This window comes from Muriventricola aceti, assembly GCF_025567565.1.
GTDB lineage: Bacteria > Bacillota > Clostridia > Oscillospirales > Oscillospiraceae > Lawsonibacter > Lawsonibacter aceti.
In genome coordinates this window covers 1-15,310 of the sequence record NZ_JAOQKF010000007.1, presented here as the reverse complement: position 1 = coordinate 15,310, position 15,310 = coordinate 1, and the positions used below count along the sequence as shown (strand labels likewise).

Genomic DNA, 15,310 nt, shown 5'->3' with positions numbered 1-15,310 from the left:
TCCAACCGTTCTCACAGGTAAAATGACCTTAGGCCGAAAATTCGTTGACGAAGATGTTTTTTGCACATAAAATGCGCCATAGAAAGCGGAAAAATTGTGCGTATTGTGAGCTCCGCTTTTATTTCCACGGATGGCCGCTGAAATAAAAGAACTACTTTGAAGAAAAGGAGAGAATTGAAAGATGAAGAAGATCCTGGCTTTGGCTCTTGCGCTTTCCATGGCACTGTCCCTAGTCGCCTGCTCCAACGGAACGGAGAATACCTCCAACGGGGGAGGCTCTAACGGCGGAGGAAGCTCTGCCTCTATTCCGGATGGCTCCGCTGGGGGTGACAGTGAGAAGGGGCTGACCGCGGATGAGCGCGCCGGTGAGTTTATCACTGTGGGCACCGGCCCAACCTCCGGTATCTATTTCCCCATTGGCGGTGCCTTTGCCACCGCCTTGGCGGACTGGGGCTATAAGACCAGCGCTGAGTCCACCAACGCCACTGGACAGAACATCCAGAATATGCTCAACGGTGATCTAGAGATCGCCATCGCCATGCAGGACGCTGTCATGCAAGCCTACACCGGCACCGAGGCCTATGACGGCATCGAACCAGCCGAGAACCTGCGTGCCCTGATGCGCTTGTGGCCTAACTATGTTCAGCTGGTTACCACCGCCGACACCGGCATCACCTCCATCCAGGACCTGGTGGGCAAGCGCGTGGGCGTAGGTGCCGCCAACTCCGGCGTGGAGATCAACGCTCGTATGATCCTTAACGCCTATGGCATTACTTACGATGACATTACCCCAGACTACCTGGCCTACGGCGAGGCTATCGAGAACATGAAGAACGGCCAGTGTGACGCCGTGTTCGTCACCTCCGGTTTGCCCAACGCCACGGTTATGGACCTGGGTGTTCAGTATGACATGGTGGTGGTCCCTCTGGACGGCGAGGGCCGCGACAAGTTGGTGGAGGAGTATCCCTACTATGCCAAGTCTGTCATCCCCGCCAATACCTATAACAACACTGAGGATATCGAGGGCATCTTTGTGTACAACATCATGTTGGTCCGGGATGATCTGAGCAATGAGATGGTGTACGACATGCTGGAGGGTATTTTTGCTAACATTGATACCATTAAAAATTCCCACAACACCGCCAACGAGAACATTGACATCACCTTCGGTGTCGACGACATCCAGCTCCCCCTGCACCCTGGCGCCGAGGAGTTCTGGAAGGACAACGGCTACCTGTAACTGTTGATGTAAACCCTCGTGCCGGAGGACAAATACCATAGTCTGTCCTCCGGCCTTTTTTGAGGACGCATTCGAATGAGACACAAGGCTCACTTTTTTCTGCCGCTGGCAGTTTTAGCTGCGGTGGTGTGCGCGGCTCTGTGGTGGGCATTTCTTAGCCCACATATGGTTTTCCAGCTCTATGACAGGGAGAACGAACGGGTCGTACTGGAAGTCCCGGCTGGCCCCGGCGACCAGCTCCGGCTGGAGATCGAACATTCTTTTGAGCACATTCCCTGGTACGAATATTACACCGTGACCGACGACGGCGCATTCAACCTGGATGCCATCGCAGTGGCGGGATACGGCGCGGGAATTCCGGCAGAAATGGACGTGCCCACCCACATCGAGGATGGGTTAGTCTGGATGGAGGAGATCAACAGCCGTTTTGAGCAGTTTAGGTGGATCACATCGGCTTCTTATATGAAGGGGCTGCAGCTCAATGGCGAGGAGATTTTTGACTTTCGGACACTGCCGGACGCCAGCCGAATCCGGGGTGATATGATTATGAAAAGGGGGTACCTCTCCATTGGCTGACATGGAAAAGAATCCTGTGATCGAAGCGTCGCCCATTGATGAGGCCAAGGGCGCAGAGATTATGGAGAAGTACGAGAAGGAGTCTCGTACCCGCAAATTTGACGCAGGCTGGCTGGTAAAGCTGATTTATTTTATCTGCCTGGCCTTCACTATCTACCACCTGGCCTATGCCTCTGGAATCCGGGCGCTCCAGATGGTCAGCATTAAGCACCACGCCATCCATGTGGGGCTTATCCTGGTGCTGGGCTTTGCTCTGTATCCCGCATTTAAAAAATCGACCCGCAGAAAGATCGTCTGGTATGATTGGGTGTTCCTGATCTTCTCTGCGGCCATGCCCATCTATGTGTTTCTGCGCTATCCCACTTTTATCTCCACTGGTTTCCAGGGAGAGATGATCGACGTAGTGATGGGCACCATCATGATCTTCCTGGTCATGGAGTGTTCTCGCCGGATCAGTGGTCCGGCACTGACGATCTTGAGCGGGATTTTCCTAATCTATGCCATCTTCGGCCGCTCTTTCCCCGGCGTATTCATGCACCGCGGTTACACCTGGCACCGGATCGTCACTTACCTGACTACCGATATCTATGGAATTTATGGCACCTCCATCCAGGTGTCCGCCACCTATATTGTGCTGTTCATCATCTTTGGCGAAGTCATGAACAAGTGCGGCATGGGCCAGTTCTTTAATGACATCGCCAACGCTTTGGCTGGTCACACAAAGGGCGGCCCCGCCAAGGTGGCCGTGTTGGCCTCTGGTTTCCTGGGCTCCATCAACGGCTCTGCTGTGGCCAATGTGGTGACTACCGGCACCTTTACTATCCCTCTGATGAAAAAGACCGGCTATAGCAAAGAGTTTGCCGGCTCTGTGGAGGCCACCGCCTCTGTGGGCGGCCAGCTTCTGCCCCCTATCATGGGAGCCGCTGCCTTTGTTATGGCAGAGACCTTGGGCGTCCAGTATGGAGAGATCATCAAGGCGGCTGTGATCCCGGCCCTGATCTATTATCTGGGTATCATCATCCAGGTACAGATGCGGGCCACCAAGGATAACCTGCTGGGCCTGCCCAAGGACCAACTGCCTCGGGTGGGACAGGTAATGAAGGAGCGCGGCCACCTGCTCATCCCCATCGCCTTCCTGCTTTACATGTTGATCTGGAGCGGCAAGACGGTGATTTTCAGCGCCTTCTGGACTATCGTGGTCACCATTGTAGTGGCTCAACTTCGGCCCATCAGCCGTATGAGCGTCAAGGATATCTGTGACGCCTTTGTAGCGGGCGCTAAATCCACTGTTTCTGTGGCTATCGCCTGCGCCTGCGTGGGTATCATCGTGGGAATCTGTGGCCTGACCGGTTTTGCCCTGAACGTGGCCAACACCATTATCAGCATTGGTCACCAAAACCTGTTCCTGACCCTGCTGTTTACCATGGTTACCTGTATGATCTTGGGTATGGGCCTGCCTTCCATCCCCTCCTACTTGATTACGGCCACCATCGCGGCTCCTGCTCTGGTGGAGCTGGGGATCCCCGCTATCGCGGCCCACATGTTCTGTTTCTACTTCGCCATGTTCGCCAACCTGACTCCCCCCGTTGCTCTGGCGGCCTTTGCCGCGGCTGGATTGTCGGGCGGCAATCCTATGAAGACAGGCTGGCAATCGGTAAAACTAGCCCTGGCCGGATTCATTGTCCCTTATATGTTCGTTTATAGTCAGCAGCTCCTGCTGATGGACGTAGATTTTATCAGTGGTACTCGTGTGGTCATAACCTCCTGTATCGGCGTGGTGCTGATCGGCGCGGCGGTAGAAGGTTATCTCTTTGGCCGGCTGAATCCGGTGTTGAGGGTCATTTCCTTTGGTGCGGCTATGATGCTCATAGATAGTGGCGCAATTACTGATCTGATCGGAATAGGTGGTTTGTTCGTCATCATTTTGTTCCAGAAATTTGTGGTTGCCAACCGGAACAGAAAACCTACCGCGGCATAGCAGCAATATTCTCTGAAACAGGTCACCCGGCAGAGATTCCTGCCAGATCGGCCCGCTATTTCAGGAAAAAAACCAGGTACTGGGATTTGCTGAAAGTAAAGGCCCCGCACTCCTTTGGGCGGGGCCTTTGGTTCTTCTATAAGTTAAAATCGGTCTAAAACTGTAAAAAAGAAGCCGGAAGCATTGACTGGCGTCAGTGGGAGAATCCCAGAGGCGTCAATCAATACTTCCGGCTTTCCTTGATATAACTGCTGTTCAGTTTTGATATACTTATGGCGTAACGAAGATGAATCCAGCTTCTATGCGGACTCTGCACAATGCCTCCGCTTGGCTTAAAAACTTTAAGAAATCAGAGCCAGCATTAGGCGAATATTCAATCAAGCTATCAGGGTAAAGGGAAATATCTATACCTCGTTGTTTCAATTCTAATTTTACCATCTACATCTCTCGTGCCTACGCCCCAAGCAAGCTATCGAGGTGATTGAAACGGATCTGTCTAGCCTGAAGTGAATCATAGCCAGAGTTGCACCTACTCCGCTGAACATCATGCAGGAGTTCTGGAACAAGGGTGTCAAGTTTGTTCTAGACTATAGAATGGCTGAGGCCGGTCGCAATAACCTGTCCACTCCGCCTCAGTTAGTTTCCTAGGATGTTACGAGGCGAAGTATGCCTCTGTGGGCAAGCTTTTCTATCTGCCAATCCCAAGTTGATCGATGACGACGGCAACGAGATCACTGAGCCCGATATCCCTGGAGAGCTTATTTAGGGCAGGCCCCAAATCGTCTGCAGTTATTGGGCAACGTGACCGAGACAAAGAATACTCTGGTAGACGGTTAGGCGCATACTGGGGATATGGCCTCTTTCGATAAGGACAGCTTCTATTATATCGTTGGCCGCAAGAAAATAAAAAAGGTAATGAGCTTGAGCTATTCTGAGGGAACCGAAAAATGGAAAAATCGCAGCATCGATCCGGCAGGGAGCAAACGAGTATCTGAAACAACACTACAACACCGTGTTTAAAGTCTTTGTTGTTGTGTTCGTTGTACTCCTGTTACCACCAATGGAAAATGCTTTCAATCTATACACCTGTTGCATTTGTGACTGGTGGTCTATTCTCTATGCTAGCGGGCTTTATCGACAGGAAGATTGCTAGTGCCTCTAATGCCCGGTACCGCTCACGCCGTTTCTGAGAGTCTTGTTTATATAAGCTTCCACAAAGGTTGATTCTATCATCCAAATCCCTCTCTCCAGGACAGAAAATTACAGAAGATCAAGCTGGTGACGTTGTAAGTGACTGTTCCTGCAAACGTTGTGAGACAAAATTTAAGAAAGTTTCAGCTGTCGGAGAAATCTTACGGTCATTCATACATGCAAACACGCGCTGCACTTTCAAATCATAACCATTAACTGGTCGACAACACAGGCTATCGGACTCAAAGTGCTCGGCAGCAGTGCTGATAAAAACAGAAACAGCGCGACCAACCTGAGCCCATAGCATTGCCCCATTGCGGGTAGAACTAACGGCAAAAACATTAGGGCAAAAACCCGCTTTTCGACAAGCTTGTAACAGGCGGCTTTCAATACCACGAGGGTAGGCAATTGGAACATTTTGTAGCAAACTAATCGGAATCACATCAATATCGCCAGATAACCAGTCACTGTCCCGGGGATATGCAACCATAGTTCGGGCAGTGATAGTTTGAGACAACTTTAAATTCAGCTCTGTATGAAGGGAAGCACTACTCAAGATGCCAACATCAATTCTATTCTCATCAAGCATTTCAATTAGGACTTTTGTGCTCGCTTCATAAAGTTCAAAACGAATTCCCGGATATGCCCGGCTAAAATCCCCCAAAATTAGAGAAAGCGTAGGATCCGGTAAAATGTGGGTCAAACCCAGACGCAAAATTCCTTGTGTCCCTCTGGTACATGCCTGTATTTGCTTTTGGGCATTATCCTCATGATCACATATGCTTTTCGCTCGATCATACAAAATAAGTCCAGCTTCTGTGGGATGGAGTCGACGTCCATTTCTCTCCATTAGGACCGCATTGAATTCTTTTTCTAATACTTTTAATTGATTGCTAAGAGCTGGCTGAGCAATGTGGAGTTTTTGCGCTGCTGCAGACATACTTCCTTCGTCGATGATAGCAATAAAATTGCGATAATATTCAACGTTCATACCCTTTCTCCTGACCCAACAAATATATCTACAATTTATAATAAATTAGAATAGGATAATTTGCAATATAAAATCAAAATTATCTATTTTAAAAAATTAAAATAGTCAAAACTACTAAGTTTAAATTTTTCTACAGGGCATTTTAACTTTTGCTACCTACTCTATATATAATGTATTTTTATTAAAATCTTAAAAATTTGGTATTTGTATTTATATTAAATTATTGATATAGTTAACACAAGAAACAAGCCTAATCAACATATCAGGCTGGTAAAAATGGTCAAAACACACCATTGCTAATACGACCAAAGTTTTACTATTAGATTCCACTGAAATCAGCAAGGCTTTATCTAACCTTATTGTGCCGTATTTACTAAGCCTACAGATAATGCTCTACTTTTGAAGCTTATTATATATAAAGGAGGTCAGGCAATAATGTCAACGAAATTCACCTATGTAGGTGGTATGTGTATGCTGATCCAGCGCAGCGACGGATACAAGATATTGGTAGATCCATATCTCCGCAAAAACAAGGATACGAACAAAACACCCGAGGATTTTTACGATGTAGATCTAATTTTGGTCACTCATCATGCAGGTGATCATTATGGAGACGTGGTGGAAATCATGGAACACAGTAATGCCAAACTTGTTGCTCCCAGTGATGTAGCCTACTTTGTCAAAAAAGAATGCCAAGTTCCCCTGACCTCTCCTAAAGATGATCCAGAAAATGGTCGGGTATATGCCAGCGCCTATGGAGATACTCGTTGCTTTGGTGTAACAAAAACACATTGCGCCCAAGCAATTCACCTCTCCCGCGGAAAAGTCAACGATGTACCAGTTTATGGTTTACCGGCTAGCTTCGTTATTGAAGTAGAACCCGGCGTGACTTATTTTCATCCTGGTGATACGGCACTACACGAAGGCCTGAACTTGCTGCATGAATTGTATCATCCTAACATTATGGCTATTGGCGTATCAAACATCAAGCCGCATGCATCTCGTGAGATGTCGGCAAGAGAAGCAGCGATAGCATGTTCCTGGATTGGTGCCGATTATATTATTCCAACCCATTACATGCCCGACACTGACGACCTAGACGAATTTCTCCAAAATATTAAGTACATATACCCTCGGGCCCAAGTATTTCCCGGCATCGGAAAATCTTACCTTTTCCACCCAAGCACGGTAGAGGAATTAGAGGGAGCGGAAAATATATGATAAATGGAATAAAAGTAACGTTCTTTGGCGGCATGACTGTACTACTGGAAAACGAAGCAGGCTTTAAAATTCTAGTAGATCCTTATTTCACCAAAAATCCACACCGAGTCCGTCATGCTTATGATTTCTATGATGTGGATCTGATTGCGGTGACGCACAACGCAAATGACCATTATGGAGATACCACTGAGTTACTGATAAACGGGAAGGCATCTTTAGTAGCTGCAAATGATGTTATTTACCGTGCAAAACAGGAATGCAGAAACATGGTCGATAGTAGTCGTCTTTATTCTACGATTTATGGGGACAGCAAGGAATTTGATGGTGTGTCTATTCGCGCTGTGTTGGCCCAGCATATATCTAAAACAGAATTTGGAAATGGTATTCGTAGTTTTGCACCGCCCCTTGGCTTCATCATCCAGTTTGATAACGGAGTAACTTATTACCATGGAGGCGACACAAGCCTCTACGGTGACATGAAACTGCTGCGAGAATTATATCATCCGGATATTGCCTGTCTGAGCATTGATCGATGGAAACCCCGGTTTGGTTGTGTCCTCTCTCCTCGGGAGGCAGCTATGGCAGCTAGTTGGCTAGGAGTTGACGTGGTAATTCCGGGACATTATCCCCCCGGTAGTACCGCACCTGAAGAGTTTAAAGAAATGATGCGGGCTTTTTCTCCTAATGTACAGTTAAAGGGGAAGATGAACAGTCCTTTTCGATATATTCCCTATCAGATTCTAGATGAATAGTATCATCGGCGGAAAGTGAGGAACACTGTAATGACAGAAAATAAAGTTGGATTTCGAATTTTTCAACATGTAAATCGTGCGGACCATGAACTAGTGGAGGCGTTCCGGGGCATTTCGAGTTGTTGTATATCGGACCAGACCTCTAGAATGTACTGTATGAGTCAAGAACTTCACCCATTGACAGATCTGCCTCTATTGGGCACCGCAATTACAGTAAATACCGCCGAGGGTGACAATTTAATGATTCATAAAGCCATTGATATGGCACAGCCTGGCGATGTAATTGTAGTGAATGCGCATGGGTGCAAGACACGCTCCGTCGTAGGAGAAATGATGGTCCGTCATGCAGCTGCCCGAGGAGTAACTGGCTTTATCGTAGATGGTATGACCCGCGATCCAGAAGGGATCCGGCAAGCCGGAATTCCAGTTTTCTCTCTGGGCAGTATTATTCTCGGCAGCCATCGCAACGGTCCAGGTGAAATCAACGTCCCAATCAGTTGCGGCGGTACTGTGGTCATGCCAGGTGATATTGTAATAGGAGACACAGAAGGCATTGTTGTGTTGAGACCTGATGATGCTGCCGATATTGTAAGCGCAGCTCGCAAGAAGCACGAACAAGAGTTGGACAAACGAAAAAAATATAAAAGTGGTGCTGTATCTGCTTCCAACAGGGATTGGATCGATCGTACATTAACTGAAAAAAACGTTCCCGTTTTGTGACAAGAGCCTCGTAACTAACTTCCCCCATCTTTTGGCAAATGATTATCTGCAGTAGGAGGTGACAAGCTAAGATGAAAGCAGATATTTTGATTCATGGTGGCACTGTAATCGACCCAGCGCGTGGAATTCACGAACAAAGGGACGTTGCCATCCGGCACGGAAAGTTCCTGGAAATCCCCATGGGCGAACCAGTAGAGGCCGGACAAATTCTACCTGCCCAAGATCATATTGTGACACCGGGATTGATTGACCTGCATACCCACATCAACTATTTAGGTAGTGCAAATGGATTGCCAGGCGACACGTTCTGCCTGCCTAACGGTGTGACTGCCGTAGCTGATGCAGGAAGCATAGGCGTTTCAAATTATCGCGCACTACTCCACCAAACGGATGCATGGATGGTAAAAACTCGTTTTTTTATCAATGTCAGTGCTGGTGGGCAAATCATGTCCAAACACTTCCCAGAGCCCCTTGACCCTTCTAAATGGGAGGACGAATTATTTCAAAAGGCCTTTGAAGATGGACGCGGAAGGATTCTTGGACTTAAAGTTAGAACCAGTAAAAAGGTAGTTGGTGAATTAGGCCTGAAACCTTTGAAAGCAGCAATCGAGCTGGCGCGGCGCTTTTCAATGCCTTTAGTTGTTCATCCTACAGACCCACCCGTCCCGATGGGGGAACTGGCTGAACTATTAGACCCAGGTAGCATTCTTTGCCATATTTTTCAAGGTGTTGGAATGACCTGCATCGAAAACGGCCATCTATCTGAAGGCCTGTTACAGGCCAGAGAAAGGGGGGTAATCTACGATGTAGCACACGGGCGATTGAACTTTTCTTTCCCAGTGGCCCGTACAGCGTTAAATCTTGGCTTGGAACCAGACACTATTAGTACCGATGCCAGCCAAGCCAACTGGAACAAAACGCCTATGGTGAGTCTTCCAGTTGTCATGGGGAAATTCTTAGTCATGGGGATGTCTTTGGACCGGGTCATTGAAAAGGTCACCTGCAACCCTGCCCGAATACTTGGACAGGCAGGTAAATGGGGAACAATGGCACCTGGTACCTGTGCGGATGCAGCGATTATTAAGATTCAAAATCGGCCAGTTATTTACCAAGATTGTTTTGGTAACGAGCAACCAGGAGAGCAGGTTTTGTCGGTTAGAGCTACTATCCTAGATGGTAAACTTGTGTACCGCGCTGCGGAAATGATGTAATAATGCATATTCGATATAAAAACAAATAAGAAAAGGAGTCACAAGTATGAAAAAATTGTTTTCTCTAATCCTGACCGGTACAATGGTGCTCAGCATGGCTGCTTGCTCTGATAGCAGCTCCAAAACATCTCAATCCTCCGCCTCTGGACAATCTTCCCAGTCATCTTTCTCGGCAAGTCAGCCCAGTGAGTTCACTTATCCGGCCGGTGACATCAACTGGGAATTGGCCGGTAATGCCGGCAGTGGTCCTGATACCCTGATGCGTGCCCTGATTACTGAACTGGAACCTGCAATGGGGAAGACTATCGTGCCAGTTAACAATCTTTGGAATACCGCACTGGAAAATATGTTGGCCGCCGAGCCCGATGGTCTGACAGTTTCCAACATTCCCACCCCTAACGCTTTCAAACGTGATCTGGATCCCGCGAATGAGGACGATCCCTCTTGGCGTGATCTGGCCTTAGTGTGTAACATTGTGACTTATCCAAACCTGATTGGTGTGCGCCCTGATGATGAGCGTTTTGCAGATGTTAATGACCTGAACGACTTTATTGACTGGTGCAAATCCAATCCTGATGAGAGCTTACTGGTGGCAGTGAAATCCAATAAGGGGGCCGATGACATCGCGCTATATAAGCTACAGAATGAGACCGGATTGACCAATGAGCAGTTGATTCACCTGAATGCTTCCTCTGCTTCGGAGAACATGGCTTCTTTTCTGGGTGGTCATGTGGATGTGCTGATGAGCAATACCCCGGAGGCCCTCTCTGTTTACAACGACGGTAATCTAAAGATCTTGGCCGTGTTTGACGAAGAGCGCAGCGAATTCTTCCCCGATGCACCTACCGCTAAAGAGCAGGGTATCGATGTGGTAAATGGCGTAAGTTTGGGGGTTGTTATGAACCCTGAATGTGATAAAGAGATTATCAACGCCCTGGCTGATTATATTGTTAATGCCACAGAGGATCCTGAATTCCAAAAAACTTTGAAGAGTCTCGGTTTTACTTTGAATGTTAAGCCCACGGATGAGTACACCAAGATGATGGTGGAAGAAGAGGCGCAACTCAAGGAGATCGCCCCCTTGCTCGGCTGGGCATAATGAATCGAACTTCTTAAAAAGAAGCTTGTTATTAACGCCGACCGAGGCGGATACGCCTAAATGGAGATCCGTCTCGGTCAAATCTTTATAAAGAAGGGAGTACGTGGCGGTACATTAACATACATTCCGTACCGCACTCAGGATCATATGAAGAAACATGTCCACGAGGACCTGCTAACAAGCGTATTTTTCATTTTGGTAGGTCTGCTATTCTTCTTAAGCAGCAGAGATCTTGCCCCAGAAACCACCTACTTCCCCTTGATGTGCGCGGGAGGCATGATAATCTTGTGTATCCCTGTCCTGATCCGCGGGATAAAAGAGACTATCTCCATGAACAAGAAAAGTGAAACAAATACCACTTTCCAAATTTCCTGGCGAGAATTGAAGGGCCCCATTCTTACTTTCCTAATGATTATTATATATGCTCTTTGTATCTCGTTCATCGGTTTTTTTGTTTCAACCTTTATATTCATGATGGTGTTCATGTATTTTCAAAATTTCAGAAAGCTAATACCTATGTTGGTCATTACTGTTGGATTTGAAATTCTGGCCTGGTTTGTGTTCGTTTTTGAACTCCATCTACGTCTACCTGCTGGGCTTCTATTTTAGTGGGGTGATACACAATGTTCAATACGTATTCCTACATTCTAGACTCTATTCCAGCTTTTCTTAATGCTCTATTTTCTGTGGAAATGGTGATTGCTCTGTTGGTTGGCATTGTAGGCGGCCTGATTATTGGAGCGTTGCCCGGCTTGAATCCTGCAGCGGGCATCGCGCTTTTGATGCCAATCACATATAGTATGTCTCCGATTCCAGCTCTAACTATGCTCATGGGCATATACACGGCTGGTATTATGGGTGGCAGTTATACTGCCATTCTCCTGCATACCCCTGGTACTACCTCTGCGGTGGCCACTCTAACTGATGGCTATGTTTTAACACAAAAAGGGCTACCACTTAAGGCGCTAAGTACCAGCACCTATGCTTCTACTATCGGTGGTATTATCTCTGCTATTGCCTTGTTGTTGATTTCTCCTATACTAGCTGAGGTTTCCCTCACTTTCGACTCCGCAGAATACTTTCTCCTTGGGTTATTTGGAATCAGCTTAATCGCTAGCCTTGCTTCCGATTCTTTACTAAAAGGCTGTATCGCCGGCCTTTTCGGTTTGTGCATGAGTTGCGTGGGGCAATTTCCACTGGAATCCGCTTATCGCTACACCTTTGGCGTTAAGCATCTGCGCACTGGGCTGAACGCTACCATCGTATTGCTGGGGCTATTTTCTATCTCACAAGTTTTTGTTCTTGTTCGTGATGCATTGAATGCCCAAAAATCTGGAAAAAATCAAGAAAAAAAGCAGGATATGATTAACTTGAAAGGGGAAGATTTAACTCTAAAAGAAAAGATCAGTTTGATTCCTACGATTCTTTATACCTCTATTGTTGGTTTATTTGTTGGCATCCTTCCCGGTGCTGGTGCCAGTATCGGCGCATTTATGGGCTATAATGAGGCCAAGCGGATTTCCAAACACAAAGAAGAATTTGGGAAAGGTTGTATTGAAGGCATTGCTGGCCCGGAGGCCGCTAATAATGCTGTGACCGGGGGCAGTATGATCCCATTGATGACCTTGGGTATTCCGGGTAGTCCAGTAGCAGCCATCCTTTTAGGCGCATTGATGATCCATGGCCTGCAGCCTGGGTATAAGTTGTTTACTGAGGAAGCAGATATTACCTATCCCATCATTTTTGGTTTTTTGCTTGCTAACATTGGCATGTTCTTTATCGGCAAAGTGTTTATCCGCCTTCTTCGTCATATTGTAGATATTCCACCTGCCGTACTTAACACTATGATTGTAGTGCTGGTGGCAATAGGTGGCTATTCTATTTCCAACTCTATCAACGATCTTATCATCGCTGCAATCTTCGGCCTGGTGGGCTACTTCTGTCGAGTTTCCAAATTCAACAGTTCCGCGCTAACCCTAGGGCTTGTATTAGGAACTATTACAGAAAAGGGATTGCGTCGTTCCATTACTATGGCCAGAGGAGATGTTTTAGGTTACTACCTCGGTCGTCCCGTCTGTATTATCCTGGCGGTTCTTATCGTGGTATGTTTGCTCGGCCCTGTCCTAAAAAAAGCAATTCAGAATCATTCCAAATAAGTAGAAAAGAGTGTATATAATGCCTGTCTATGCCTATGTCGGTACATATACGACAGAAAATTACAAGAATAATCGTAATGCTCACGGGAAAGGAATTTACGTCTTTCGCATCGAAGAAAATGGCACCTGGATTCAAGTGCAGATTGCCGAAGGATTGAACCCCGCTGTTTTGGCCTTCGGACGAAACATGGATTATCTTTACTGTGTCAACACAAACAGCGGAAACTGCTCTGCCTATCAGAGAGATAAACAAACTGGTCTTCTAACCTACCTAAACAGTGAAAAAACACCGGGCGAAAACGTAATGGTTATGTCGGTTAGTCCTAGTGGAGACTGCTTAATCAGCGCCGATAAAAGTGGCCTGGTAGCCTGTTTACCCATTGGAGAAGATGGAAAACTGAAAAAAGAGTTCGGTGGTTTTACATTACCCGGCCAAAAAGGACCTCTGAATGAAAAAATTCAACCTCATTCCCGCCCACATCATGTACCATTTAGTCCAGATGGCCGATACATCCTGATTGCGGACAAAGGCCTGGATTTGGTTCACAGCTACCGTATCAACTTTGAAACCAAGCACTTTGAAGAAATTCAACATCTTCCATTTCGCCCTGCGTCATGCCCACGACACATTTCTTTTCACCCAAACGGGCATTTTGCTTATGTGAATACCGAGTATACCAGTACAGTGGTTGCCTGTCATTATAATCCGGAAAATGGTACACTCGCTCCCTTTCAAATTGTCCCTTCCATTCCTGACGACTACGTGGAAATCAAAAATACTTCTTCGGAAATCATGGTTGGTAACCGAGGAAAAAATTTATATGTTTCCAATCGCGGAATGAATAGTATCGGCGTATTCTCTGTCAACCAAGAGGATGGTCGACTCTCGCCGATACAGTGGGCATCCACTAAAGGTGTTAAGCCTCGCTTTTTTACCATTGAGCCTGGCGAAAAATATCTGTATGCATGTAACCAGATGTCGGATACAATCGTAGAGTTTGAGATTGATCTGTTAACCGGATGTCTGACACAAACAGGGAACGTGATTGAAACTCCGGTTCCTGTGTGGATTCTTTTTTCCGGAAGCGTACCCTGCCACAAGCAAAGCACATTAGGCTAATAAGGAAGGAAATCATGATGGAGATACAAGATATTCGTGCCCGTGCCCGCAGAGCCGAAACTAGCTTCGGCTTAGTAGTTGGAATGAGCGACCCATATATAATCGATATGGCTTATTGTGCGGGTTATCATTTTATTCGTATTGATTGTGAGCATGTACTATATGATTATAATACTCTCCAGACTTTTTTCAACGCAGCACGACATCTAGGATTACCTGCTCAGATCAGAGTACCAGACCTGCACAATATTTCTGCAATTTTGGCTTTAGAACCAGCAGCCATTGTTTTGCCTGATGTAAACAGCTGCAAGATGGCTTTGGCTGCGATTGATGCAGTAAAATTCCCTCCATTTGGGAAACGAGGAATGAATGGAGGTACTCGAAATGTGCGCTTTGGACCTTATTCCAGAGAAGAATACATGCGAATAGGAAATGATCGTCTCAATTTAGTAGTTCAAATCGAAAGTCGAGAAGGGTTGGAACATATCGACGAAATTCTCTCTCTGGACGGAATCGATATGGTGGCCTCTGGAAAAGCTGATTTGTCTCAGGCACTTAGCGTACCCGGTCAAAAGGACCACCCTGATGTAATCGCAGCAGAAAACTACATTGTCGAAAAGGCAAAACAGCACGGAAAGATTCTTACGTTATCTGTCTCAGACCCTAAAAGGCTTCAAGAGCTAAAAGAAAAAGGCGTCCACTGCTTTTCCATTGGGCGGGATGAAGATTTGTGTTTGAAGGCAATCAAAAATCAGCTAAATAAGATGAGTAAGGCTGAAAAAGAACTAACTGAGTAAAATACAGATGTAACAACCGTTAACCCGTCAAAATAATATCTTTGAGACAATGCAAGATGGATTAATATTTTTGGTGATTTTCAACCCAAACTTTATTTCGACCTCACTGGGAAGATTTGACATACAAGTAAGCACTAATAAAAAATATTTTAAAACAAATTAATTCGCAAATTGCAAGTGTAAGTTGGACACCTGCACGGTAGAACTTAGTGAATCAGAGCGTCGGTCAGGATGGAAGCCGCTGGCTTCCGTCCTGGG

General features: G+C 46.6%; 13 protein-coding genes. 12 read left to right on the top strand and 1 reads right to left on the bottom strand.

The features are described 5' to 3' along the window. Window positions 1–181: 181 nt before the first annotated feature. The 3 genes from OCV64_RS08700 (at window position 182) to OCV64_RS08690 (ending at window position 3,794) form a co-directional block, all read left to right on the top strand. Window positions 182–1,240 (top strand): TAXI family TRAP transporter solute-binding subunit, encoded by a 1,059-nt coding sequence (locus OCV64_RS08700; RefSeq protein ID WP_186852121.1) that lies wholly within the window; start codon window positions 182–184, stop codon window positions 1,238–1,240. 75 nt (window positions 1,241–1,315) lie between these two features. Next, complete coding sequence (locus tag OCV64_RS08695; protein ID WP_240287186.1) at window positions 1,316–1,816, top strand: DUF1850 domain-containing protein; 501 nt, start codon at window positions 1,316–1,318, stop codon at window positions 1,814–1,816. 1 nt (window position 1,817) lies between these two features. Next, window positions 1,818–3,794, top strand: coding sequence for a TRAP transporter permease (locus OCV64_RS08690; protein WP_240288880.1), 1,977 nt, complete (start codon window positions 1,818–1,820; stop codon window positions 3,792–3,794). 1,270 nt (window positions 3,795–5,064) lie between these two features. On the opposite strand, the gene OCV64_RS08685 is transcribed toward OCV64_RS08690, so the two are convergent. After that, complete coding sequence (locus OCV64_RS08685; RefSeq protein WP_262669818.1) at window positions 5,065–5,976, bottom strand: LysR family transcriptional regulator; 912 nt, start codon at window positions 5,974–5,976, stop codon at window positions 5,065–5,067. Between the two features lie 435 nt (window positions 5,977–6,411). Here OCV64_RS08685 and OCV64_RS08680 point away from each other — a divergent pair, with 435 nt between their 5' ends. The 9 genes from OCV64_RS08680 to OCV64_RS08640 all read left to right on the top strand — a co-directional run bounded on the left by OCV64_RS08680 (window position 6,412) and on the right by OCV64_RS08640 (window position 15,052). Beyond that, entirely contained in the window at window positions 6,412–7,197 is a 786-nt protein-coding gene (locus OCV64_RS08680) for an MBL fold metallo-hydrolase (RefSeq protein ID WP_262669817.1), read from the top strand. Beyond that, complete coding sequence (locus tag OCV64_RS08675; RefSeq protein WP_262669816.1) at window positions 7,194–7,949, top strand: MBL fold metallo-hydrolase; 756 nt, start codon at window positions 7,194–7,196, stop codon at window positions 7,947–7,949. Before OCV64_RS08680 ends, OCV64_RS08675 begins: the two co-directional genes overlap by 4 nt. Window positions 7,950–7,979: 30 nt before the next feature. Next, a complete protein-coding gene (locus OCV64_RS08670; protein ID WP_186852126.1) occupies window positions 7,980–8,669 on the top strand; it encodes an RraA family protein in 690 nt (229 codons plus the stop codon). Window positions 8,670–8,740: 71 nt separating this feature from the next. After that, window positions 8,741–9,880 carry an amidohydrolase family protein gene (locus tag OCV64_RS08665; protein WP_262669815.1) on the top strand — a complete coding sequence of 380 codons (1,140 nt, stop codon included), beginning with the start codon at window positions 8,741–8,743 and terminating at the stop codon, window positions 9,878–9,880. Window positions 9,881–9,926: 46 nt separating this feature from the next. Then, window positions 9,927–10,979, top strand: coding sequence for a tripartite tricarboxylate transporter substrate binding protein (locus tag OCV64_RS08660; protein WP_186852128.1), 1,053 nt, complete (start codon window positions 9,927–9,929; stop codon window positions 10,977–10,979). A gap of 60 nt (window positions 10,980–11,039) precedes the next feature. Beyond that, a complete protein-coding gene (locus tag OCV64_RS08655) occupies window positions 11,040–11,588 on the top strand; it encodes a tripartite tricarboxylate transporter TctB family protein (RefSeq protein ID WP_262669814.1) in 549 nt (182 codons plus the stop codon). A gap of 14 nt (window positions 11,589–11,602) precedes the next feature. Then, window positions 11,603–13,135, top strand: a complete 1,533-nt coding sequence (locus OCV64_RS08650) for a tripartite tricarboxylate transporter permease (RefSeq protein ID WP_186852130.1) — start codon at window positions 11,603–11,605, stop codon at window positions 13,133–13,135. Between the two features lie 19 nt (window positions 13,136–13,154). Next, window positions 13,155–14,255, top strand: a complete 1,101-nt coding sequence (locus tag OCV64_RS08645) for a lactonase family protein (RefSeq protein WP_186852131.1) — start codon at window positions 13,155–13,157, stop codon at window positions 14,253–14,255. Between the two features lie 14 nt (window positions 14,256–14,269). Further along, a complete protein-coding gene (locus tag OCV64_RS08640) occupies window positions 14,270–15,052 on the top strand; it encodes an HpcH/HpaI aldolase family protein (RefSeq protein WP_262669813.1) in 783 nt (260 codons plus the stop codon). Window positions 15,053–15,310 lie beyond the last annotated feature (258 nt).

Coding starts and splice junctions, on each gene's coding strand:
- OCV64_RS08700 (WP_186852121.1), top strand. CDS start 182: ATGAAGAAGATCCTGGCTTTGGCTCTTGCGCTTTCCATGGCACTGTCC.
- OCV64_RS08685 (WP_262669818.1), bottom strand. CDS start 5,976: ATGAACGTTGAATATTATCGCAATTTTATTGCTATCATCGACGAAGGA.
- OCV64_RS08670 (WP_186852126.1), top strand. CDS start 7,980: ATGACAGAAAATAAAGTTGGATTTCGAATTTTTCAACATGTAAATCGT.
- OCV64_RS08645 (WP_186852131.1), top strand. CDS start 13,155: ATGCCTGTCTATGCCTATGTCGGTACATATACGACAGAAAATTACAAG.
- OCV64_RS08675 (WP_262669816.1), top strand. CDS start 7,194: ATGATAAATGGAATAAAAGTAACGTTCTTTGGCGGCATGACTGTACTA.
- OCV64_RS08650 (WP_186852130.1), top strand. CDS start 11,603: ATGTTCAATACGTATTCCTACATTCTAGACTCTATTCCAGCTTTTCTT.
- OCV64_RS08655 (WP_262669814.1), top strand. CDS start 11,040: ATGGAGATCCGTCTCGGTCAAATCTTTATAAAGAAGGGAGTACGTGGC.
- OCV64_RS08680 (WP_262669817.1), top strand. CDS start 6,412: ATGTCAACGAAATTCACCTATGTAGGTGGTATGTGTATGCTGATCCAG.
- OCV64_RS08695 (WP_240287186.1), top strand. CDS start 1,316: ATGAGACACAAGGCTCACTTTTTTCTGCCGCTGGCAGTTTTAGCTGCG.
- OCV64_RS08690 (WP_240288880.1), top strand. CDS start 1,818: ATGGAAAAGAATCCTGTGATCGAAGCGTCGCCCATTGATGAGGCCAAG.
- OCV64_RS08640 (WP_262669813.1), top strand. CDS start 14,270: ATGATGGAGATACAAGATATTCGTGCCCGTGCCCGCAGAGCCGAAACT.
- OCV64_RS08665 (WP_262669815.1), top strand. CDS start 8,741: ATGAAAGCAGATATTTTGATTCATGGTGGCACTGTAATCGACCCAGCG.
- OCV64_RS08660 (WP_186852128.1), top strand. CDS start 9,927: ATGAAAAAATTGTTTTCTCTAATCCTGACCGGTACAATGGTGCTCAGC.